The 18,702-nt window shown below is 72.2% G+C and carries 19 protein-coding genes and 1 tRNA gene; 4 read left to right on the plus strand and 16 right to left on the minus strand.

The annotated features are described in order from the left end of the window. Positions 1 to 5 precede the first annotated feature (5 nt). The gene (locus FIV44_RS33880; RefSeq protein WP_219996293.1) at positions 6 to 578 is read right to left on the minus strand and encodes an integrase core domain-containing protein; all 573 of its coding nucleotides are present in this window, start codon (positions 576 to 578) and stop codon (positions 6 to 8) included. A 9-nt stretch (positions 579 to 587) separates the two neighbouring features. On the opposite strand from FIV44_RS33880, the gene FIV44_RS33885 reads away from it, so the two are divergent. Beyond that, a complete protein-coding gene (locus FIV44_RS33885; RefSeq protein ID WP_219996294.1) occupies positions 588 to 1,001 on the plus strand; it encodes a hypothetical protein in 414 nt (137 codons plus the stop codon). 30 nt (positions 1,002 to 1,031) lie between these two features. Here the strand turns inward: FIV44_RS33885 and FIV44_RS04785 are convergent, their stop codons facing one another. The 3 genes from FIV44_RS04785 to FIV44_RS04800 form a co-directional block, all read right to left on the minus strand. Further along, the gene (locus tag FIV44_RS04785) at positions 1,032 to 2,348 is read right to left on the minus strand and encodes an IS256 family transposase (RefSeq protein ID WP_141007732.1); all 1,317 of its coding nucleotides are present in this window, start codon (positions 2,346 to 2,348) and stop codon (positions 1,032 to 1,034) included. A gap of 566 nt (positions 2,349 to 2,914) precedes the next feature. Further along, entirely contained in the window at positions 2,915 to 3,247 is a 333-nt protein-coding gene (locus FIV44_RS04795) for a helix-turn-helix domain-containing protein (RefSeq protein ID WP_141003466.1), read from the minus strand. 133 nt (positions 3,248 to 3,380) lie between these two features. Then, on the minus strand, positions 3,381 to 3,962 hold the full coding sequence (locus tag FIV44_RS04800; protein ID WP_141003467.1) for a helix-turn-helix domain-containing protein: 582 nt from the start codon (positions 3,960 to 3,962) through the stop codon (positions 3,381 to 3,383). Between the two features lie 54 nt (positions 3,963 to 4,016). On the opposite strand from FIV44_RS04800, the gene FIV44_RS04805 reads away from it, so the two are divergent. Both FIV44_RS04805 and FIV44_RS04810 read left to right on the plus strand, forming a co-directional pair. Beyond that, the gene (locus FIV44_RS04805; RefSeq protein ID WP_246086810.1) at positions 4,017 to 4,700 is read left to right on the plus strand and encodes an SAM-dependent methyltransferase; all 684 of its coding nucleotides are present in this window, start codon (positions 4,017 to 4,019) and stop codon (positions 4,698 to 4,700) included. Between the two features lie 154 nt (positions 4,701 to 4,854). Next, a complete protein-coding gene (locus FIV44_RS04810; RefSeq protein WP_246086811.1) occupies positions 4,855 to 6,405 on the plus strand; it encodes an MFS transporter in 1,551 nt (516 codons plus the stop codon). 59 nt (positions 6,406 to 6,464) lie between these two features. On the opposite strand, the gene FIV44_RS04815 is transcribed toward FIV44_RS04810, so the two are convergent. From FIV44_RS04815 to FIV44_RS04840, 6 genes are all read right to left on the minus strand, one after another. Further along, positions 6,465 to 6,538 (minus strand) — tRNA-Leu (locus FIV44_RS04815). Between the two features lie 37 nt (positions 6,539 to 6,575). Further along, the gene (gene def / locus FIV44_RS04820; RefSeq protein ID WP_141003469.1) at positions 6,576 to 7,142 is read right to left on the minus strand and encodes a peptide deformylase; all 567 of its coding nucleotides are present in this window, start codon (positions 7,140 to 7,142) and stop codon (positions 6,576 to 6,578) included. A 59-nt stretch (positions 7,143 to 7,201) separates the two neighbouring features. Then, positions 7,202 to 7,726: a glycine cleavage system transcriptional repressor gene (locus FIV44_RS04825; protein WP_219996295.1), complete on the minus strand. Its 525-nt coding sequence runs from the start codon at positions 7,724 to 7,726 to the stop codon at positions 7,202 to 7,204. Positions 7,727 to 7,886: 160 nt separating this feature from the next. Then, positions 7,887 to 11,021, minus strand: coding sequence for a CHAT domain-containing protein (locus FIV44_RS04830; RefSeq protein WP_141003470.1), 3,135 nt, complete (start codon positions 11,019 to 11,021; stop codon positions 7,887 to 7,889). An 8-nt stretch (positions 11,022 to 11,029) separates the two neighbouring features. Beyond that, positions 11,030 to 11,626 (minus strand): hypothetical protein, encoded by a 597-nt coding sequence (locus tag FIV44_RS04835; protein ID WP_141003471.1) that lies wholly within the window; start codon positions 11,624 to 11,626, stop codon positions 11,030 to 11,032. After that, positions 11,623 to 12,147 (minus strand): RNA polymerase sigma factor, encoded by a 525-nt coding sequence (locus FIV44_RS04840; protein ID WP_181410996.1) that lies wholly within the window; start codon positions 12,145 to 12,147, stop codon positions 11,623 to 11,625. The genes FIV44_RS04835 and FIV44_RS04840 overlap by 4 nt, the downstream gene beginning before the upstream one ends. Positions 12,148 to 12,794: 647 nt before the next feature. On the opposite strand from FIV44_RS04840, the gene FIV44_RS33040 reads away from it, so the two are divergent. Then, positions 12,795 to 12,920: a hypothetical protein gene (locus FIV44_RS33040; RefSeq protein ID WP_281285809.1), complete on the plus strand. Its 126-nt coding sequence runs from the start codon at positions 12,795 to 12,797 to the stop codon at positions 12,918 to 12,920. A gap of 31 nt (positions 12,921 to 12,951) precedes the next feature. Here the strand turns inward: FIV44_RS33040 and FIV44_RS04845 are convergent, their stop codons facing one another. The 6 genes from FIV44_RS04845 to FIV44_RS04870 form a co-directional block, all read right to left on the minus strand. Continuing rightward, positions 12,952 to 14,331 (minus strand): helix-turn-helix domain-containing protein, encoded by a 1,380-nt coding sequence (locus FIV44_RS04845; RefSeq protein WP_181410997.1) that lies wholly within the window; start codon positions 14,329 to 14,331, stop codon positions 12,952 to 12,954. A 421-nt stretch (positions 14,332 to 14,752) separates the two neighbouring features. Further along, positions 14,753 to 15,676, minus strand: coding sequence for a Ppx/GppA phosphatase family protein (locus FIV44_RS04850; RefSeq protein WP_141003474.1), 924 nt, complete (start codon positions 15,674 to 15,676; stop codon positions 14,753 to 14,755). After that, a complete protein-coding gene (locus FIV44_RS04855; RefSeq protein WP_181410998.1) occupies positions 15,669 to 16,205 on the minus strand; it encodes a DUF501 domain-containing protein in 537 nt (178 codons plus the stop codon). The genes FIV44_RS04850 and FIV44_RS04855 overlap by 8 nt, the downstream gene beginning before the upstream one ends. Beyond that, positions 16,202 to 16,609, minus strand: a complete 408-nt coding sequence (locus FIV44_RS04860) for an FtsB family cell division protein (RefSeq protein WP_246086812.1) — start codon at positions 16,607 to 16,609, stop codon at positions 16,202 to 16,204. The genes FIV44_RS04855 and FIV44_RS04860 overlap by 4 nt, the downstream gene beginning before the upstream one ends. A 217-nt stretch (positions 16,610 to 16,826) precedes the next feature. Next, entirely contained in the window at positions 16,827 to 18,104 is a 1,278-nt protein-coding gene (gene eno, locus FIV44_RS04865; protein WP_141003477.1) for a phosphopyruvate hydratase, read from the minus strand. Between the two features lie 180 nt (positions 18,105 to 18,284). Further along, on the minus strand, positions 18,285 to 18,593 hold the full coding sequence (locus FIV44_RS04870; protein ID WP_219996296.1) for a nuclear transport factor 2 family protein: 309 nt from the start codon (positions 18,591 to 18,593) through the stop codon (positions 18,285 to 18,287). Positions 18,594 to 18,702: the final 109 nt, after the last annotated feature.

Genomic DNA, 18,702 nt, shown 5'->3' on the forward strand with positions numbered 1-18,702 from the left:
GTGTCTCAGGACTTCCCTGACACTTCTTCGGGTCCGCGTCCTCCGGGTGGTCGGCCGTTGCCGACGTATCGGACGCCGGCGGGGGCGCGTTGGTGCTCGATGAGGATCTCGCCTTCGAGGTCGGCGACGGTGATGGTGTCGCCCTCGACGATGACCAGGACTTGCTGGAAGCCGTAGCGTCCGTCGACCTTGTAGTTGACTCCGGCCAGCATGAAGGTGCCCGCGGTGCTCAACCTCCTGAGACTGGTGCCGGCCGGCAGGTCCTGCGGCGCTGTCGAGGGCTGAAGGTGCTTGGTGAGGGCCTGGACAAGGAAGGGCTCCTCGGGCTTGGGGCGCGGCGCTTCGGCCTTGGCGGTGGCCTCCCATGCCGTCAGTGGTGTGACCCGGCCCGGCAGTCCCTGGTGGGGACGCTCGGTGTTGTAGATGCGGTCGAACGCGTCTACCTGGGCCTGGAGTTCGGCGAGCCTGGCGGCCAGGGGCTGCTTGTCGAGATAGCGGAACAGCGTCTGGTGGAACCGTTCGTTCTTGCCCTGAGTCGTGGGCTTGTAGGGCTTGCCGGTGATCGCCTCGACACCCAAGGACGACACGTGCTCGACAAGCTGGCCCACGAATCCGCGTCGGGAGGGGTTGAGCGCTGTCCCGTTGTCAGACAGCAGCCGTTGTGGGACTCCATGCGCGGCCACGGCCTTGTCGAAGACCACGATCGCGGCCGCGGATGTCTCGCCCCACGCGACGTGAGAGGCGACGTGGGAGGCGACGGCGTAGCGGGAGTGGTCGTCCGAATGAAGAGGAGGAGCTGGAAGATCACGCACTTCCTGCCGCCGGTGAGCACGTATTCGGTGGCGTCCATCTGCCAGCACGCGTTCGGGGCCGGATACACAAACCTGCGCCAGGCCGACCGCGGCTTCTTGCGAGGCTCCTTGCGCGCCACACCTTCCTCACGGAAGATCCGCGCCAGCGTCGCGACCGACGGGACGGAGCTTGTCAAGATTTCTGTGTAAGCGATCGGTCCCTCGTGGGTTGGGTTTCTCTTACAAGTAGGGGTTGATGCGGTCGGGGTAGGCGATCGCGAGCTGGCCCAGGGCCTGCTTCCAGTTCGTCACGACCTGCCCCTCGACGAGCCGGGGCTTGGCCTTGCGCTCCGCGGCCGGCTTGCCGCGCTCCTTGGCACGTTCGCGGGCTCGCTTGTCCTCGATGTTGCAGATCGCCAGCCACAACAGCTTCACCACGGCCTCGTCGTTGGGGAAGTGGCCGCGGTTCTTGGTGACCTTCCGCAACTGGTAGTTCAACGACTCGATCGAGTTCGTCGTGTAGATCACCCGACGCAGCTCGGGCGGGAACGCCAGAAACGGGATGAACCGCTCCCACGCCGCGTCCCAGGTCGCCACGGCGTGGGGGTACTTCTTGCCCCAGATCGAGTCCTGGAACGCTGCGAACGCCTCGCGGGCGGCCTTGTCGGACGAGGCGGTGTACATCGGCTTCAACGCCTTCGCCACGGCCTTGCGGTCGCCATAGGCGACGAACCGCATCGACGCGCGGATCAGGTGCACCACACAGGTCTGCACGGTCGCTTGGGCCCAGGTCGCTTCGATCGCCTCTGGGAGCCCGGTGAGGCCGTCGCAGCACACGATGAGGACGTCGCGGACGCCGCGGTTGGCGAGCTCGGCACACACCCCGGCCCAGAACTTCGCGCCCTCGGACGTCTGGATCCAGATCCCCAGGACGTGCTTGATGCCGTCCATGTCGACCCCGACGGCGATGTGAGCGGACTTGTTGATCACGTGCGCGCCGTCGCGGACCTTCACGACAATCGCGTCCAGGTAGACCACCGGGTAGAACGCATCGAGCGGCCGGGCCTGCCACTCGAGGATCTCCTCGGCGATCGCGTCGGTGATGTTCGAGATGGTCTCGTGCGACAGCTCGGTCCCGATCGTGGACGCGAGGTGGTGGGCGATGTCGCGGACCGTCATCCCGCCCGCGTAGAGCGAGATGATCATCTCGTCCAGCCCTGACAGCCGCCGGCTGCCTTTCGGGACCAGGGTTGGGGTGAACGTCGCGTCACGGTCGCGCGGAACCGCCAGATCGACTTCACCGGCCTGGGTGGCGACCTTCTTCGGGCTCGTGCCGTTCCTCGAGTTCGCGATCGCGGACGCCTCGGGCGCGCCCTTCTCGTAGCCCAGATGGCTCGTGAGCTCGGCCTGGAGACCGCGTTCCAGGGTGGCCTTGAGCAGCCCGGGGATGAACCCGCCATCGCCGGTCAACTCGATCTCACCGGCGTCGATCTTGGCGAACAGCTCGTCCAGCGCGCCTGACTTGGCGAGCTCAGCCGCGGCCTTCGCGCCGGGCATGTCAGCCCGGTCAGCACGCGCGGCCGCGGCGGCCTTCTTGTAGTCCGGTCGCCCGGTCCCTTCGGTCACAGCAGTCATCATCGTTCCTTTGCTGAGACCGACCCCTTACACAGACCATCTGACACCCCCACGGGACGGGCTCAAAGCCCATCGTCATCATCTTGTCGTGGACGCTGATCGGCCCGTGATCCAAGCCAGACGACTCCAGCGCTGCCCGCACGCCCAGGGCCTGCTCACGCGCATCGTCGCCGACCTTGTTGGGACTGGTCCGCGGACGCCTCGATCGCGGCTCCAGAGCTGCTGCCGGACCGTCGGCGGCCGCACGCCGCCTGAGCATGTAGAACGTTTCCCTCGACACCCCGTGTTCGGCACAGAAGGTGGACACCGCACCGCGGGGAGCGTCATCAGGCCACAGTGCGATAGCGAGTCGGACACGGGGATCAACAGGTTCATTCGACACTGCTCAACAGAGCCAGAAGTGTCAGGACCCAACGCCGCCCAAACGTCAGGAATCTACTGATACAGAACTGTCAGGGATGTCCTGATACATGACAGCCCGGGATCGCTCAGGCGGCAAGGGCGTAGACCGAGGCGACCTGCTGGGACACGGGCTGCGACACCGGCTGCAGGCGGGCGGGCGCGCCGGCGGCGTACAGGTCGCCGGCGACGCCGGCCGTGAGATCGAGGAGCGTCGTGCCGAGGGCGCCGAGGACGGCCGCGATCATCTCACTGCTCGGCTCCTTCACGCCCCGCTCGATCTCCGAGAGGTACTGCGGTGAGATCCCCGCCCGGCCCGCCGTCTCCGTGAGGGTCTCCCCACGCTCGCGGCGCAGGTCGCGCAGCCGTCGTCCCACCAGGTCCCGCCACAGCGGCTCCGCCGCGCTCTGCTCCTCGGCCATGCCTCATCGTAGATCGGCAGTCCGGCCCAGCGGCCGGGTCGCCGAGCGGTTCTGCTCAGAGCAGAAGGGGCCGGGTGGATCATCAGCCGCAGCAGTCCACCATCGGAGCACCGACGCATCAGCCCGAAGGAGCTCACCTGGGCGTGGCGCGGAGATGCGTGCGTTCGCCTTGGCGCCCGATGAGGCTGAGGTATTCGACGGGACCGCGGCTGGTGGAGCCGAACCAGTGGGGCGTGCGGGTGTCGAACTCGACGGCCTCCGCGGGGCCGAGCAGGAGGTCCTGGTCGCCGAGGACCAGCCGCAGAGTGCCGTTGAGGACGTAGGCCCAGTCGAAACCCTCGTGTGAGCGCAGGTCGGGGACGGTCTCGTCGCTGCCGGCGGGCAGGACGAACTTGTAGGCCTGGATGCCACCGGGCCGGCGGGTCAACGGGATGATGACCGACCCGTCGCCGCACGACATGGGCCGCAGATCGACACGGGGATCTCCCGTGCGGGGGGCGTCGACCAGAGAGTCGAGAGTGACGCCGTAGTAGCGCGCCAACGGCAGCAGCTGCTCCAGGGTGGGTCGGCGGAGTCCGGCTTCGAGTCTGGACAGGGTGCTGGTGGAGATCCCGGTCGCCTCCGCGAGCTGGGTCAGGGTGACGTCGCGCCGTAGCCGGAGGTGCTTCAGTCGGGGGCCGACGGCCTCCAGTGTGGTCTCGCCCTGCTCGTCCATGGCACCGAGTTTGCCATTTGGCAACAAACGTTGCCGTACAGCCCTCCTCTGCGGATGCTGGCATCGAAGCCGCAAGAGCGGCGCGCTGGCACAGAGAGGCGAACAGCGATGGATCACGAATTCGACCAGTCCTACTGGGAGAGGCACTGGGGCGCGGGCGGGTCCGCGATGTCCGGGCGGCAGCTGCCGGTCAACCCCTATTTGCTTGCCGAGACAGCTCACCTGCGCACAGGGACAGCGTTGGACGCCGGAACCGGAACCGGAGCCGAGGCGCTGTGGCTGGCCGAGCAGGGCTGGCAGGTCACCGGCGCCGACATCTCCACGACTGCACTGGAGGCGGCAGCACGCCGGGCCAGCGACGCCGGACTGGCAGGACAGGTCGAATGGATCCAGGCCGACCTGTCGAGCTGGGAACCAGGACGCCTCTGGGACCTGGTAGTGACCAGCTACGCCCATCCGGCGACCGGACAGCTCCCGTTCTACCGCCACATCGCCTCCTGGGTCGCACCCGGCGGAACCCTCCTGATCGTCGCTCACCTCCGCGGCCACCACACCGGAGGACATGGCGATCAACAGGTGAGCCCACCCGGCGACGACGGGCATGCGGAGAATGCCACCGCCACCCTGGCGGGCGTCACCGAGCTCTTCGCCGCACCGGGCTGGTCGATCGTGGCCTGCTACGAGAACACCCGGACCGTTGCCCCGGCAGCCTCGAGTGCTGGCCCCCGGTCGAGCTGAACGACCTCGTCGTACGGCTCCACCGGCTCTGAGCCGCGCTTCCCGCCTCCCACCTGCACTCGGGCGCCCGTCGAGGCGGACCGACACTGCGTCATGCCTGAAAGGACCTCCATCCATGCCATCGTCGCTCTCTGAGGCGCACTCGAACACCGCCGTGATCACCGACCCCCGGCGACGCCGGGCGATCTTGTGGGCGGTCGGTGTCGCGCTGATGGCCGTCGTCGCCTCGGTCTCCGGACTCAACGTGGCGCAGCCACAGCTGGCCGAGACGCTCGACGCCTCCCAGGGAACGGTGCTGTGGATCATCAACACCTACACCCTCACCCTGGCCGCGCTGCTGCTGCCGCTCGGTGCGGCCGGCGACAGGTGGGGCCGCAGGCCGGTCCTGCTCACCGGGCTGAGCGTGTTCGGGGCGGCCAACGTCACTGCCGCTCTCGCGCCGACCGCAGAGATCATGCTGGGCACCCGGCTGCTCGGCGGTGTCGGCGCGGCGATGATCATGCCGGTCACCCTCTCGGTGATCACCGCGTCGTTCCCCGAGGCGGAGCGGTCCAAGGCGATCGGCACGTGGACCGCGGTCGCCGGCGGCGGCGGGATCATGGGGATGTACCTGTCGGCGCTGCTGGTCGACGTCGCCTCGTGGCGGTGGCTCTTCGCGCTACCGGTGGTCCTCACGGCCGTATCGGCCGCCATCGGCCTGCGCGCCATCCCCGACTCCCGCGAACACGCCCTGGGACGGTTCGACCTGCTCGGCGCCCTCGCCTCCGTCGTCGCCGTCGTCGGACTCACCTACGCCCTGCACGAGGCACCCGGACACGGCTGGACAGCCCCGGTCATCGTGACGACGCTCGTCGTGGCCGCCGTCGCGACCATCGGCTTCGTCGCCTGGGAGCTGCGACAGCCGAATCCCCTGCTGGACGTGCGCCACTTCCGCACCCGCGGGCTCTCCTCCGCCTCCACCCTGCTGCTCGTCCTCTTCGGCGTCCAAGGCGGAGTGGCACTCATGCTCTACCCGTTCTTCCAGGTCGTGCTCGGCTGGAGCGGGCTGCGCTCGACCCTCGCCCTGATGCCCATGGCGTTGCTGATGATGCTCGCCTCCGGGCTGGCTCCCAGGCTCGCGGCCCGCGTCGGCGTACGCGCGGCGATGACCGTCGGTCTTGGCGTCGCCACCATCGGCCTGGCACTCATGGCCGGACTCGTCTCCGCCGATGTCGGCTACCTCAGCGTCCTGCCCGGCCTGATCGCGATGGGCCTGGGAGCCGGGCTGACCATGACACCGGCGACCGAGGCGATCACCTCCTCGCTGCCCCGCGAGCAGCAAGGCGTCGCCTCAGCCCTCAACGACCTGACTCGCGAGCTCGGCGCCGCGCTCGGCATCGCCATGCTCGGCGGACTCCTCACCGCCGGCTACCAGAGCGCCATCGGCAGCCGCCTCGACGGCGTCCCCGCCGCCCTCGCCGATGTCGCCAGCGAGGGAGTCGCCAACGCCGACGCCGTCAGCCACACCGCAGGTGACTACGCCCATCAGATCACCACCGCCGCCCACCAGTCCTTCATCATCGGCTGGCAGGACGCCATGTGGGCCGGCGTCGTCATCATGACCGCACTGGTCCTTCTGGTCGCCACCCGAGGTCCCCGGCCCACCGCGATCCCGGACCTCGCAGACAGTCAGCAGCCTTCCGGCGCTCGCGGCGCAGAGGTCTGACAACCGCCACGGACGGTGGAGATCGCACGATGTCTCACAACGTGTTCTCACACTCTTCGTGCCCCCGCTGGGACTCGAACCCAGACTGCACCGTGTTTAAGACGGCTTCCTCTGCCGATTGGGATACGGGGGCGGCACAACCTCCACGCGCGCAACCTACAGACAGGTCTCTACAGATAGGTCTGGCGAGGATAGATCGCGTGGGCGCCGGCGACCCGGTCGAGGAACAGGAGGCCGTCGGTGTGGTCGATCTCGTGCTGCAGGGCGCGGGCCTCGAAGGCGTCGGTGGCGAAGGTGACCTCCTCACCGGTGCCGGGGAGCCGGCCGCGGACGGTGAGCCGGGAGGCGCGCTTCACGTCGCCGGTGAGGTCGGGGACGCTCATGCAGCCCTCGCGCGCCTTCTCGTTGCGGCTGGACTCGACGATCTCGGCGTTGCAGAGCACGAAGGTGCCGTGCTTCGTGCGGGACTTCGGGTGCTCGGTGACGTCGACGCAGAAGACCCGGACGCCGACGCCGACCTGGTTGGCGGCGAGGCCCACACAGCCCGGGCTGACCCGCATCGTCGCGACCAGGTCGGCGGCGAGCTGCACGATCTCGGGCGAGGCCGGGTCGACGTCGGCGCCGCGGGTGGAGAGCACCCCCGCCGGGGCCCGGACGACGTCGAGGACCCTGCCCTCGACCCCGAGCTCGGCCTCGGACCAGCCGGCGACCCGCTCGCCGCCCTCGACCGAGCTCACGGGGTCCCCGTGGCGTTGTTCGGGGGAGCGCAGCGGAGGAGAAGAACGCCGTGGGGTGTTCACAGCTCGTCGGCCTCGGCCGCGCGCAGCGTCGCGGTGACGCCCACCCGTTCGGCCGCGGCGCGGATGGCGCCCTCGACCGCGGCGACGTCGGCGCCGACCGGCAGGTCGAGCTCGGCGACGAGCAGGTAGAGGTCGCCGGCGAGGCGGGTGGTGAGGTCGGTGATGTTGCCGCCCGCGGCGGCCACCTGCCCGACCACCTCGGAGACGATCCCGGAGCGGTCGCCGCCGTGGACGGTCAGCACCCACGCGCTGCCGCCGGCGGCGGGCGTGGGCTCGTCGGTGACCGGGCGGACCGCGACGTCGAGGTCGCCGTCGGCCGTCAGCGGGGCCAGCGCTCCCTCGATCGCGCTCGGGTCGGCGGCGCCGCGGCAGAGCAGCATCATCGCGAAGTGCCCGCGCAGCAGGGTCATCGTCGAGTCCTCGATGTTGAGCCCGAGCTGCGCGAGGCCCGCGGTGGTGGCGGCGATGATGCCGGGGCGGTCGTGGCCGAGGACGGTGACGGCGTACAGGTCGGTGCTCACCCGTGCATCATCCCAGCCGGTCAGCCCTCCTCGTCCCCACGGTCGTCCCCACCCTGGTCGGCGTCGTCGAACGAGCCCGCGAAGGGGCCCTCGGCGAGCAGCTGCTCCATCATGGCGCGGGCGCCCTGGAGCCGCGTCGTGACCGCCGCCGCCGCGGACGTCAGGTCCCAGATCGCCTCGGTGACCTCCTCGCCGAGCTCGTTCGCGCGCCGGAGGACGGCCCGCGCCGCGGCCCTGATCTCCTCGGCGTCGCGCTGGGCGCCGACGGCCGCCTCGGCGACGTACAGGCGGGCGGTCTCCTCCGCCTCCGCCATCGACGTCCGCAGGGCCTCGGCCCGGATGACGTCGGCGTCGTGGTGGGCGGACTCGGCCAGGTCGGCCGCGAGCGAGTCCACCTGGGCCCGCTGGGCGGCGGCCCAGTCCGCCAGCTCCTGGCGGGCGCGCTCGGCGGCCTCGCGCGCCTCGAGGACGACCCGCTCGGCCTCCTCACTCGCCTGGCTGGCCACGGCGAGCATGGCCTGGGCCTCGCGGTGGGCGTCACGGGTGGCGCGGAGGGTCGCCGCGTGCGCCTCCGCCTCGGCGCCAGGGGACGTGGATCGAGTGACCATGTGCAACTAGTGCACGGCGCGCACCGATTGATCCATGCGAATCCATCGCTACCGGGGTGCGTCGGTGCGGCCGGCGTACCGGAACGCCCCCAGTAGTAGGGGTGCGGGTAGCGCCGGGCCACCTGCCGCCGCGCCCGGCGCAGGGCCGCGGGCGGCTCCACCCCGGCCGCGAGGGCCTGGTAGAAGTGCGTCATCAGCTCCAGCGTCACTTCGTCGTCCACGGCCCACAGCGCCGCGACCACGCCCCGCGCACCGGCGGCCAGGCACGCCGACGCCAGCCCGACGGGCTCGGTGGTGTAGTCGGCCGAGAGGCCCGAGCTGCAGGCGCTCAGCACCACGACCGCCCCGTCCAGCGCACCCGACCCGGCGATGTCGCGCGCCTGCAGCCAGCCGTCGGCGAGCCGGAGCCCGGACGACATCGGGTCGTCCTGGCGGAACACGCCGTGGCAGGCGAGGTGCACGATGTCGGCGCCGCGCGCGCAGTTCACGAGCACGTCCCGGGTGGCCTCGCCGCCGACGAGGACCTTCGCCGTGGGAAGCGCGCCGGAGATCATCTCGGCCTCCGCGGCGATGGAGGGCGCGTTCTCGTCCGGTACGGCGAGCACGAGCGCCGCCAGCTCGGTGTCCGCGGCGCCCGCGGGCGTGCGATCGGGCAGCGGGACCGGCCGGTCGAGGTTGGCGTACCACGGGCCCACCTCGTCGAGGAGGGCGTCGAACGGCACGGTGTGCAGGTGCCGGTGGCCCACCACCTGGAGCTCGTCGTCGAGGTCGGCCAGCAGGTCCACCACCGGCGCGAGGAGCAGCTCGAAGAGGCCCTCCAGCGCGGCCGAGAACGTGAACCCGGCGTGGTCGCGGCCACCCGGGGCCATCAGCATGCACTCCTGCTGCCACGCGCTGACCAGGCGCCGGCTGCCGTCGGCGGCCCCCGAGAGGATCCGCGCGTCGACGTGGCCGTCGCGGACGACGTACACGACGACGTCGTCGCCCGCCACGTAGTACTCGACGAGCGAGCCGTAGGGGACGGCGGGCAGGGTCTCGTCGCCGTCGTCGGCCGTCAGGGTGACCGGCGTGAGGGCGTCGGACAGCAGCCGCTCCAGGCGCAGGCGCCCCGTGGGGGCGGTCGGGTCGGCCGCCGGGTCGGTCACCGGGTCGGTCGCCAGGTCGGGCATCGCGTCCCGCGGCCGCCGGACCGGCAGGTCCACCTTCGCCCGCTTGGCGGCGCGCGTGCGGCGCAGCGCCTCCAGCCGGCCCGCGTGGTCACCGCGCTGGAGGAGCAGCAGGATCAGCTCCTCGGTGGCCTCGGTGAGAGAGGGACAGACGACCGGTCCACGCTGGCCCAGCCGGTGCTCCCAGCCCCGGCCGACGCTCAGCGCGCTGCGCAGGGTGTCGACGGCCTGCGCTGCGTGTCCGGTACGGCGCTCGTGGCGCGCCCGCGCGAGCAGCACGTCGACCCGCAGCTCGGGGATGCCGCTGCGGGAGGCGAGCGTGGCGGCGTCCTCCAGCAGCGTCGCCGCGGCGTCGGGCTCCGCGACCCGGGCCGCCGCCAGGCGGGCCTGGACGCCGACGTACGGCGGGGTGTCGCCGGTCTCGGCGGCGAGGACGCGGTCGCAGGCCACGCGGCAGGCCTCGGCGTCGCCGAGCGCCCAGGCCACCTCGGCCTGCAGGAGCCAGGTGCGCACCCGCATCAGCCGGCTGCCGCAGTCGCCGAAGATCCGCTCGGCGACCTCGAGCTCGGCCGCGGCCGCCCGCCGCTTCCCCCAGGCGAGAGAGGCGCGGGCGCTGGCCAGGGCGGCCCGGGCGGAGTGCTCCATGGCGCCGATCTGGACGAAGACCTCCTCGGCCGCGCACGCCTCGGCGTGCGCCTCGGCCGCGAAGCCGGCGCGCAGCAGCGCCCCCGACCGGACCAGGGCGTGGTACGCCGCGTGCCACTGGGTGCCCGGCAGCTCGGAGGTCAGGCAGTCGAGCACGTCGAGCGCGCGGGCGACCTGCCCCGTGGCGGAGAACGCCTCCGCGACGAGCGACGTCGCCGTCGCCGCGGGGGCGACCCGGCCGGAGGCCTGGTAGGTCGTCCGGGCCCGGTTCAGCTCGAGCAGCGCGTTGTGCGTCAGTCCCCCGTCGAGGGCGGCCAGGCCGCGCCGGAGCTGGACGTGGGCGATGCTCTCGGCGTCGCCCAGCGCCGCGAACAGGTTCTCGGCCGCGTCGTACTGCCGCAGCGCGGCGGACACGTCGCCCTGGCCGGCGCGGGCGTCCGCGAGCTGTCGCTGCACGAGCGCGCCGAGCCGGGCGATGCGGGGGTCCTCGTCGTGGTCGAGGCCCAGCTCGGCCTGCAGGCGCAGCAGGGCCGCCTCGGCGGCCTCGAACTCGCCCACGAGCAGCTGCACCGCGGTCGTGCCGGCGGCGGCGCGGGCGGCGTCGAGCCGGCGGCCGGCGGCGAGCCAGTTGCGCCGCGCGTTGCGGTAGGCGGTGGCAGCGTCCCCGAGCTCGCCGCAGGCGACGGCGAGGTCGCCGCGGATCATGCTGATCCAGGCCACCCGGACGACGTCGCGCTGACCGTTGAGCGCGGACTCGGCGTGCTCGACCAGCTCCCGGCAGCGGGCGGGGTCGCGAGCGAGCCAGCCCTCCGCCTCGGCGATCAGCTCGTCGATCTGCGCCCCGGCGGGGGCCGTGACGGACTTCGCGGTGCTCATCGCCGTCCTCAACGGCGCAGGTCGAGGACGGTGCGCACCCGGGTCGCTCCCGACGTGAGCCACAGCTCGTCCACGTCGACGGGCACGCCCCGCGCGTCGAACCGGCCGTCCGGGGTGGACCGGACGGCACGCCGGAGATCGCCGCGCTCCAGGAACGCCAGGTCGACGCCGCGGGTCCCGGGCGCGAGCATGATCAGCCCCTGGATGTCGACCTCGCCGGCGCCCGCCGCGGTCGCGTCCAGGACGAAGCGGCCGATCTCGCTGTCGAAGGCCAGGTGGACGCCGTCGTCGTCGAGCGAGCGCAGCCCGGCGACCGCCAGGCCGGTGCGGGTATCGTGCAGCAGCGAGGCGTCGGACCAGCCGTCGCCGTGGCCGGGGCGGTGCAGCTCCTCGAAGACGTTGCGCAGCCGGGCGCTGAGCTCGGGGGGCGGCTCGCTCAGCGGCATCGAGCGCGCACCGGCGATGAACTCGCGGATCCACTCGACGCTCGCCGTGGTCGCCGGGTCGCCGGCGGCGACGTACGACGCGACGGCGTCGGCCCGGTCGCCGGCGAGTCGTCCCTCGACCCAGTCGAGCAGCTCGGTGAAGGTCGGCCGCGTGGTCATCGTGCCTCCTCGCCCAGGACGACGCGCAGCTTGTCGAGGCACCGGCCGCGCAGGGGGCCGATGCCGCCGATGGAGCGTCCGAAGCGGCGAGCGATCTCGGCGTAGCTCGGGGAGTCCGGCTCGAAGTAGAGCGCGAGCAGGAGCTCCCGGCAGGTCCCGCCGAGGGTGGAGAGCGCGTCATGGAGCGCGGTGGTCGTCGCCCAGTCGGCGAACGGCTCGGTGGTGCCCTCGGGCGCCGCGTCGAGCGAGGTCGTACGGCGGCTGAGGTTGCGGGTGCGCCAGGCCTGCCGGCGCGCCACGGTCATCAGCCACGAGGCGATCTTCTCGTCGTCGCGCAGCCGGTCCAGGGCGTCGACCAGGGCGACGAAGGTGCTCTGCGTGACGTCCGCGGCGTCCTCGGCGCCGAGACCGTTGCGCAGCGCCACGGTGTAGACCAGCCGCTCGTAGCGGCTGACCAGCTCGTTCCACGCCTCCGCGTCGCGGTGGCGGCAGCGGCGCAGGAGGTCGGCATCGGTGACCACCCCCCTGTCGGCGCGAGGGCGCTGAGCGGTGCGGCCGGTGGGCCGTAGCTCGGTGACGCGAGTCGGGCGCTCGCTCAAGGACGTCATGGTTTTCCCCCAGGGCACAGCAGGTCAGGGAACGCACCCTGCCGGGGAGTTCCAAAAGGGAGAGCCAACGCCAAAAAGAAATGCTGCGATCCGCCCGAGAGAGCAATCGGTCGGACCCCGGGCGGTGGCCCTCGGGTCGCTGTCGACGATAGGCGGCGGATCGGCACCCCCACAAGGAGGCTGGCAAGCCTGTGGAGACGCCGTGGATCAGACGGGCGGGAGCCTGCACTAGTCGGGTGTGACCCCCACCGCACTCGTCCGTCACCCGCATCGGAGCCGCGTTCGCGTCCCGACCGCGGCCCCGCAGCCGATGGCGGCGAACTCTCGGCGACGGCGGGAGGAGGCGCCGTCGATCCCGAAGCGCCGGCACGAGCACGGCGCCCGATGCCGCGGCTCTCCTCATACCGGCGTTCTGACAGAACCGTAGCACGAGCTTGCCCCCGAAACGTTCCCGAACTTGCCAAAATGTGACAACCTCGGAGGCAAGTCCGGCAGCACCCCACCGCTCCCGACGACCTCACCGCCTCCGTGAACCGGACACCCCCCACCAAGGAGAGACCATGAAGACTCGCAAGATCCTCGCCGCCACCGCCGCCGCCCTCGCCGCCACGCTGGCCGTGTCCCTCGGCGCGCCCGCCGGCGCCGGCGACATCACGATCGCCACGCGCCCCGCCGGCTGCTGCTAGTCCGTCAGGTCGTCCTCGGAGCCCGGGCCGGCTAGCCGGCCTGGGCCGGGGAGTCGACGCGCCGGCGCTCGCGGCTGCGCACCCGCAGACCGCTCGCCCGCGCCGCCGCCTTGATGGCGGTGTGGGCGGCCACGACCTCGCCCAGGAACTCGAACAGCTCCGCCAGCTCGCACCAGGCCTGGGCGACCCACCGGTCGGCGTCGGCGAGCGCCGCGAGGATGTCGGCGGCCTCGCGGCACACCTCGATCGCCTCGTCACGCCGGTCGAGCTCGGCCAGCGCCTCGCCGTGGGCGATCGCGGCCTCGGCCGCGCCCAAGGAGGCGTCGGCGGGGTTGGCCCGCCGGGCCGCCACGGCGATCTCGAGCGCCTCGTCGGGACGGCCGTCCATCACCAGCGCGTGCGCCAGCACGACCTGGGTGTGCGCGATCTGCGCGCGTGACCCGCTGGAACCGCGCAGCTCGTCGGCGGCCCGGGTGACCTGGTCGATCGCGCGCGGCACGTCCGGTGCATCGAGCTCGAGCTGCAGGCGGCCGAGCTCGAGACGCAGGTAGGCGAGGTTGCGGGTGTCCTGCCCCTCGCCGAGCAGGGCGAGCGCGCGGGACGCCAGCGTGAGCGCCGCCTGCGTCTCCCCCCGCTCGGAGTAGACGATGCTCGCGTTCCAGTAGGCGGCGCTGCGCGCCGTCGGCGACGCCATCTCCTCGGCGAGCTCGATCGCCTCCGCGCAGATCCGATTGGCCCGGTGGAGGTCGCCACGCTCGATGTAGGCGAGCGCGACGGTCATCGCGAGCTGCACCGCCTCGTCGGTGCGCTCGAGGCCGCTGTCGAGGATGGCGGGGCGCACCCGCTCGCCGACGTCGATGGCGAGGTTGAGGTCCCCCGCCTCGCGGTAGCAGCGGCTCAGCGCGATCCCGCACTTGATCATGTCGAGGCCCGAGGCCTCCGCGAACAGCGACTCGAGCTCGAGGATCGCGCCGTCGAGCTGTCCCATCGCCTCCATCGCGCGGGCGACGACGAACCGGCCGCGGGTCTTCAGGTCGGGGACCGAGGTCCCCTCCGCGCGCTCCAGCGCCTGGCGGGCCTGGTGCTCGGCGTCGACCGCCTCGCCGTTCTCCAGGGCGAGCTCGGCGTAGCTGAGCCCCAGCCGGATCTCGTCGACCTCCTCCTCGGAGGCGCCCTCGAGCAGCTCCCCGACCGAGACCCCCAGCCGCTCGCCGAGCACGGTGATCGCTCGCAGGGTCGGGCGCCGGGCGCCGGTCTCGATCCGCGACACATATCCGACCGAGTACGTCTCGCCGGCCAGGTCGCCCTGGGTCAGCCCCTTGGTCACCCGGGCCGAGCGCACGCGTGTACCGAGAACGACCGGATCGACCGTCCCCAGAATCTCCGCCCACCGCGTGTCGACTTGACTCACCAGGAGGCATGTTAGGCGAACCTCCCGGCGCTCCACTGGCAAATGCACGGACTCGATTGCCGGGGCACCGACCCCGCCATGAACGCGCCGACGGACGCGAGAGCCCCGTCGTGGAGCCGGTTTGCCGCGCCCGGCAAGGGCGTCGCCGCGCGGCGGCATCCCCCTGGGGAGCCCCCGGACCGCGGATCGGGAGGAAAGCTCGTTCACCCGGCAATTCACCCGGGAAGCACGCGCGGGACAGGCGCGAGACCGCGAAAAATCGTGGCGATCGAGTCTCACATCCTGGGATTCGCGAGCGTTCAACCCGCCAGTCACCCGTCACGGCCGCGACCAATGGGTCGGCGCTCACCCGAATTCTTGCCTTGAAATGTGAGAAACGACACGTGACGCTATGTCAAGTGCGGGTCCTAGGTCCCGGGTCCTAGAGCGACCAGGCGATCCCGTCGAGGATGTCGGTCTCGGCGACGGTGATCGTGGTGACCTCGAGCCGCCGCAGGACGCGGGAGACGATGAGGGCGCCGGCGTCGATGACGTCGGCACGGCCGGGGTGCATCCAGCCGAGGGCGCGGCGCTCGGCGACGGTCATCGCGAGGAGCCGGTCGACCTGCGCCTGGACGTCCGGTACGGCGAGCACCCGGCCGTGGATCAGGGCCCGGTCGTAGGCCTCCAGCCCGAGGGTGCCCGCGGCGATCGTGGTGTTGGTGCCGGCGACGGCGAGCACGGACGCCGCAGCGGCGGGGTCGACCGGGCAGGCGTCGAGGGCCGCGTCGATGTCGGCCACGATCGCGGCGATCTCGTCGGGCGCGATCGGGTCGTGACGGACGTGCCGCTCGTGCAGCCGGACCGAGCCGATGTCCATGGAGTGCGCGATCCGGGGTCCGCCGAGGGGGTCGCCGAGGATGAGCTCGGTCGAGCCGCCGCCGATGTCGACGACGAGGGCGGGGCTGCCCAGCTCCACCGCGCCGGCGAGCCCGCGCACCGCCCCGGTGAACGCGAGCCGTGCCTCCTCCTCGCCCGACAGCACCTCGGGGTCGACACCCAGGCGGTCCCGGACGCCGGCGGTGAACTCCGCGGCGTTGGCCGCGTCCCGGGTCGCCGACGTGGCGCAGAACCGGGTCCGCTCCGGGCCGACGCCGGCGGCGCGGACGATGGCGGCGTACTCGTCGATCGCCGTCCAGGCCCGCTCGAGCGCCTCGGGCGCCAGCCGGCCGGTGGCGTCGACGCCCTGGCCGAGGCGGATCATCCGGCTCTCGCGGCGCACCGTGTCGGGATGGGAACCGAGATCGCCGACGAGCAGCTTGATGGTGTTGGTGCCGCAGTCGATCGCGGCGACGGGGTCAGCCATCGGCGCCGGGCGCGGCATCCGGAGCGGAGACGCAGGGCCCCTTGGCCCACCAGTCGCCCAGGATCTCCAACACCTCGTCGCCGAGCGGGTTGACGCCCGGGCCGGCGGCGAGCGCGTGGGCGGCCAGGACGTGGAGGCACTTGACCCGGTCGGGCATGCCGCCGGCCGAGATGCCCTCGATCTCGGGGACGTCGAAGCCGCCGGTCGCGCCGACGGCCGCCCGGTCGGCGAGATAGGACGCGTGCGCGGCGCGGTAGGCGGCGGCGAGCTCGGGATCGGTGCCGAGCCGGTCCTGCATCTCCCGCATCAGCCCGGACGCCTCGAGCGTGCCGATGCGGGAGTTCACCCGCGGGCAGGTGAGGTAGTACGTCGTCGGGAACGGCGTCCCGTTGGGCAGCCGGGGCTCGGTGGTGACCACGTCGGGGTTGCCGCAGGGGCAGCGGTGCCCGATCGCGTGGACCCCGCGCGGCGGCCGGCCGAGCTGGGCGGCGATGACCGCCTCGTCGGTGCTGGTCACTGCGCCGGTCACTGCGCGAGGTCCTCCTTGGGTGCCTTGATCTGGTCCTTCGGGGCGCGCACCTTGGTCGGCGGGTCGCCCGCGATCTTCATCGACTCCCACGCGTCCTCGTACCAGGTCTGCCTGTCCGGGTCGGCGACCTGCGCGGGATCGCCGAGCTCGGCCGAGGCGTCCAGCGGGTTGCCGTCGGCGTCCACGACGACGAACGGCGTCTCCCCCTTGGCGACGTACCCGAACCGGGCGCGCGCCTGCTGGGCGACGTACGCCGGGTCCTCCCAGCGCTTCTTCTCGTCCTTGAGGTCGTCGATCTTCTCCTCGCGCTGGGCGATCTGCGCCTCCAGCGCGTCGATGCTCCCCCGCTGCTGGAGGTAGGCCCGCAGGGAGGAGGCGTAGGAGACGGCCAGCACGGCGAGCACGAGCACGAGGATCGCGGCGCGGCTGGTGAGCCGGGACCTCTGCTGGTGCTCGGCGCGGGCCCGGACCAGGGCGGCCTCGCGCTCGCGGGCGGCCTTCTTCCGCTCGGCCTTGAGCCGCTCGGCGTACCGCGGCCCGGACCGCCCCGCGACGGGGCGGCCCGGCTTGCGGACGTACGGCGGTCGCCCGGTGTGGCAGCCATCGGCGGCTCCTGGTCGTTCAGCCCTGGTAGCGCGGGAAGGCGGCGGCGCCGGCGTACCGGGCGGCGTCGCCGAGCTCGTCCTCGATGCGCAGGAGCTGGTTGTACTTCGCCACCCGCTCGGACCGGGCCGGGGCGCCGGTCTTGATCTGGCCGCAGTTGGTCGCGACCGCGAGGTCGGCGATCGTGGTGTCCTCGGTCTCGCCGGAGCGGTGGCTCATCATGTTGCGGAAGCCGCTGCGGTGGGCCAGCTCGACGGCGTCGAGGGTCTCGGTGAGCGAGCCGATCTGGTTGACCTTGACCAGCATCGCGTTGGCCTGGCCGCCGCTGATGCCGCGCTGGAGCCGCTCGACGTTGGTGACGAACAGGTCGTCGCCGACGAGCTGGGTCTTGTCGCCGAGCTGGTCGGTGATGGCCTTCCAGCCGTCCCAGTCCTCCTCGTCGAGCGGGTCCTCGATGCTGACGATCGGGTAGTTGGCGACCAGGTCGGCGTAGTAGGCGATCATCTCGTCGGCCGACTTCGTGGCGCCCTCGAAGGTGTAGCCGCCGTCGTCGTGGAACTCGGAGGCCGCGACGTCGAGCGCGAGCACGACGTCCTTGCCGAGCTCGTAGCCGGCCTTGGCGACCGCCTCGCCGATCAGGTCGAGGGCGGCGCGGTTGGACTCGAGGTTGGGCGCGAAGCCGCCCTCGTCGCCCAGGCCGGTGGCCAGGCCCTTGTCCTTCAGCACCGACTTCAACGCGTGGTAGACCTCCGCGCCGACGCGCAGCGCCTCGCGGAAGGTCGGGGCGCCGATCGGCGCGATCATGAACTCCTGGATGTCGACGTTCGAGTCCGCGTGCGACCCGCCGTTGAGGATGTTCATCATCGGCACCGGCAGCAGGTGGGCGTTGGGGCCGCCGACGTAGCGGTAGAGCGGGAGGTCCGCGGAGTCGGCCGCGGCGCGGGCCACGGCCAGCGAGACGCCGAGGATCGCGTTGGCGCCGACCTGGGCCTTGTTGGGCGTGCCGTCGGCCTCGAGCAGGGTCTGGTCGATCAGCCGCTGGTCGGCCGCGTCGAGGCCCTCGATGGCCGGGCCGAGCGCCTGGATCACGGCGTCGACGGCCTTGCCGACGCCCTTGCCGGCGTACCGGTCGCCGCCGTCGCGCAGCTCGACCGCCTCGAAGGCGCCGGTCGAGGCGCCGCTGGGCACAGCGGCCCGGGCGAAGGACCCGTCGTCGAGCAGCACCTCGACCTCGACGGTGGGGTTGCCGCGGGAGTCGAGGATCTCGCGGGCTCCGACGGCTTCGATCGCTGCCACGTGCACTGCTCCTGGGGGTCGGGGACGGCTGTCGTCGCGGTCAGCCTAGAGGATCGGGTCCTGGGGATCGCGCAGGCGAGCGGCGGTGCCGAGCACCGCGCCGAACAGCCGCTCGCGGCGTGCGCCCATCTCCGCGGCCGGGCTGGACGCCGGCGCCGGCGGCGGCCGCCGAGAAGGAGCTCAGCGCAGCAGGTGCCGACTGAGGTCGCCGCTCAGGTCCGCCGCCATCGTGCGGGACGCGAACCACCACGCGCCGTCGATGCGCCGGAAGGTGTCGCGGTAGCGGCCGACGATGATCGCCTGCAGCGGCAGCGCGTCCGTCGCCTGGAAGACCGTGTACGACGCCGCTCCGGTCGCCGTGCCCGCCTCGGCGTCGACCTCGATCGTCACGTTGGTGGTGATGTGCCGGGTCCGCGGTGTGCCGTCGTCGTACAGGCGGACGAGGGAGCGGTAGAAGGCCTCGACGGCCGCTGCGCCCTCGGCCAGCACGACGGGGCCGGCACAGCGTTCACCCGGACGTCGCCCACCGGCCACGAGGGCGTCGCCCGGGGCGATGAGGGTCTTTGCGAATCCTCAGCAATCTCGGGACCTGATCCGG

Source organism: Nocardioides humi (genome assembly GCF_006494775.1).
Classification (GTDB): domain Bacteria; phylum Actinomycetota; class Actinomycetes; order Propionibacteriales; family Nocardioidaceae; genus Nocardioides; species Nocardioides humi.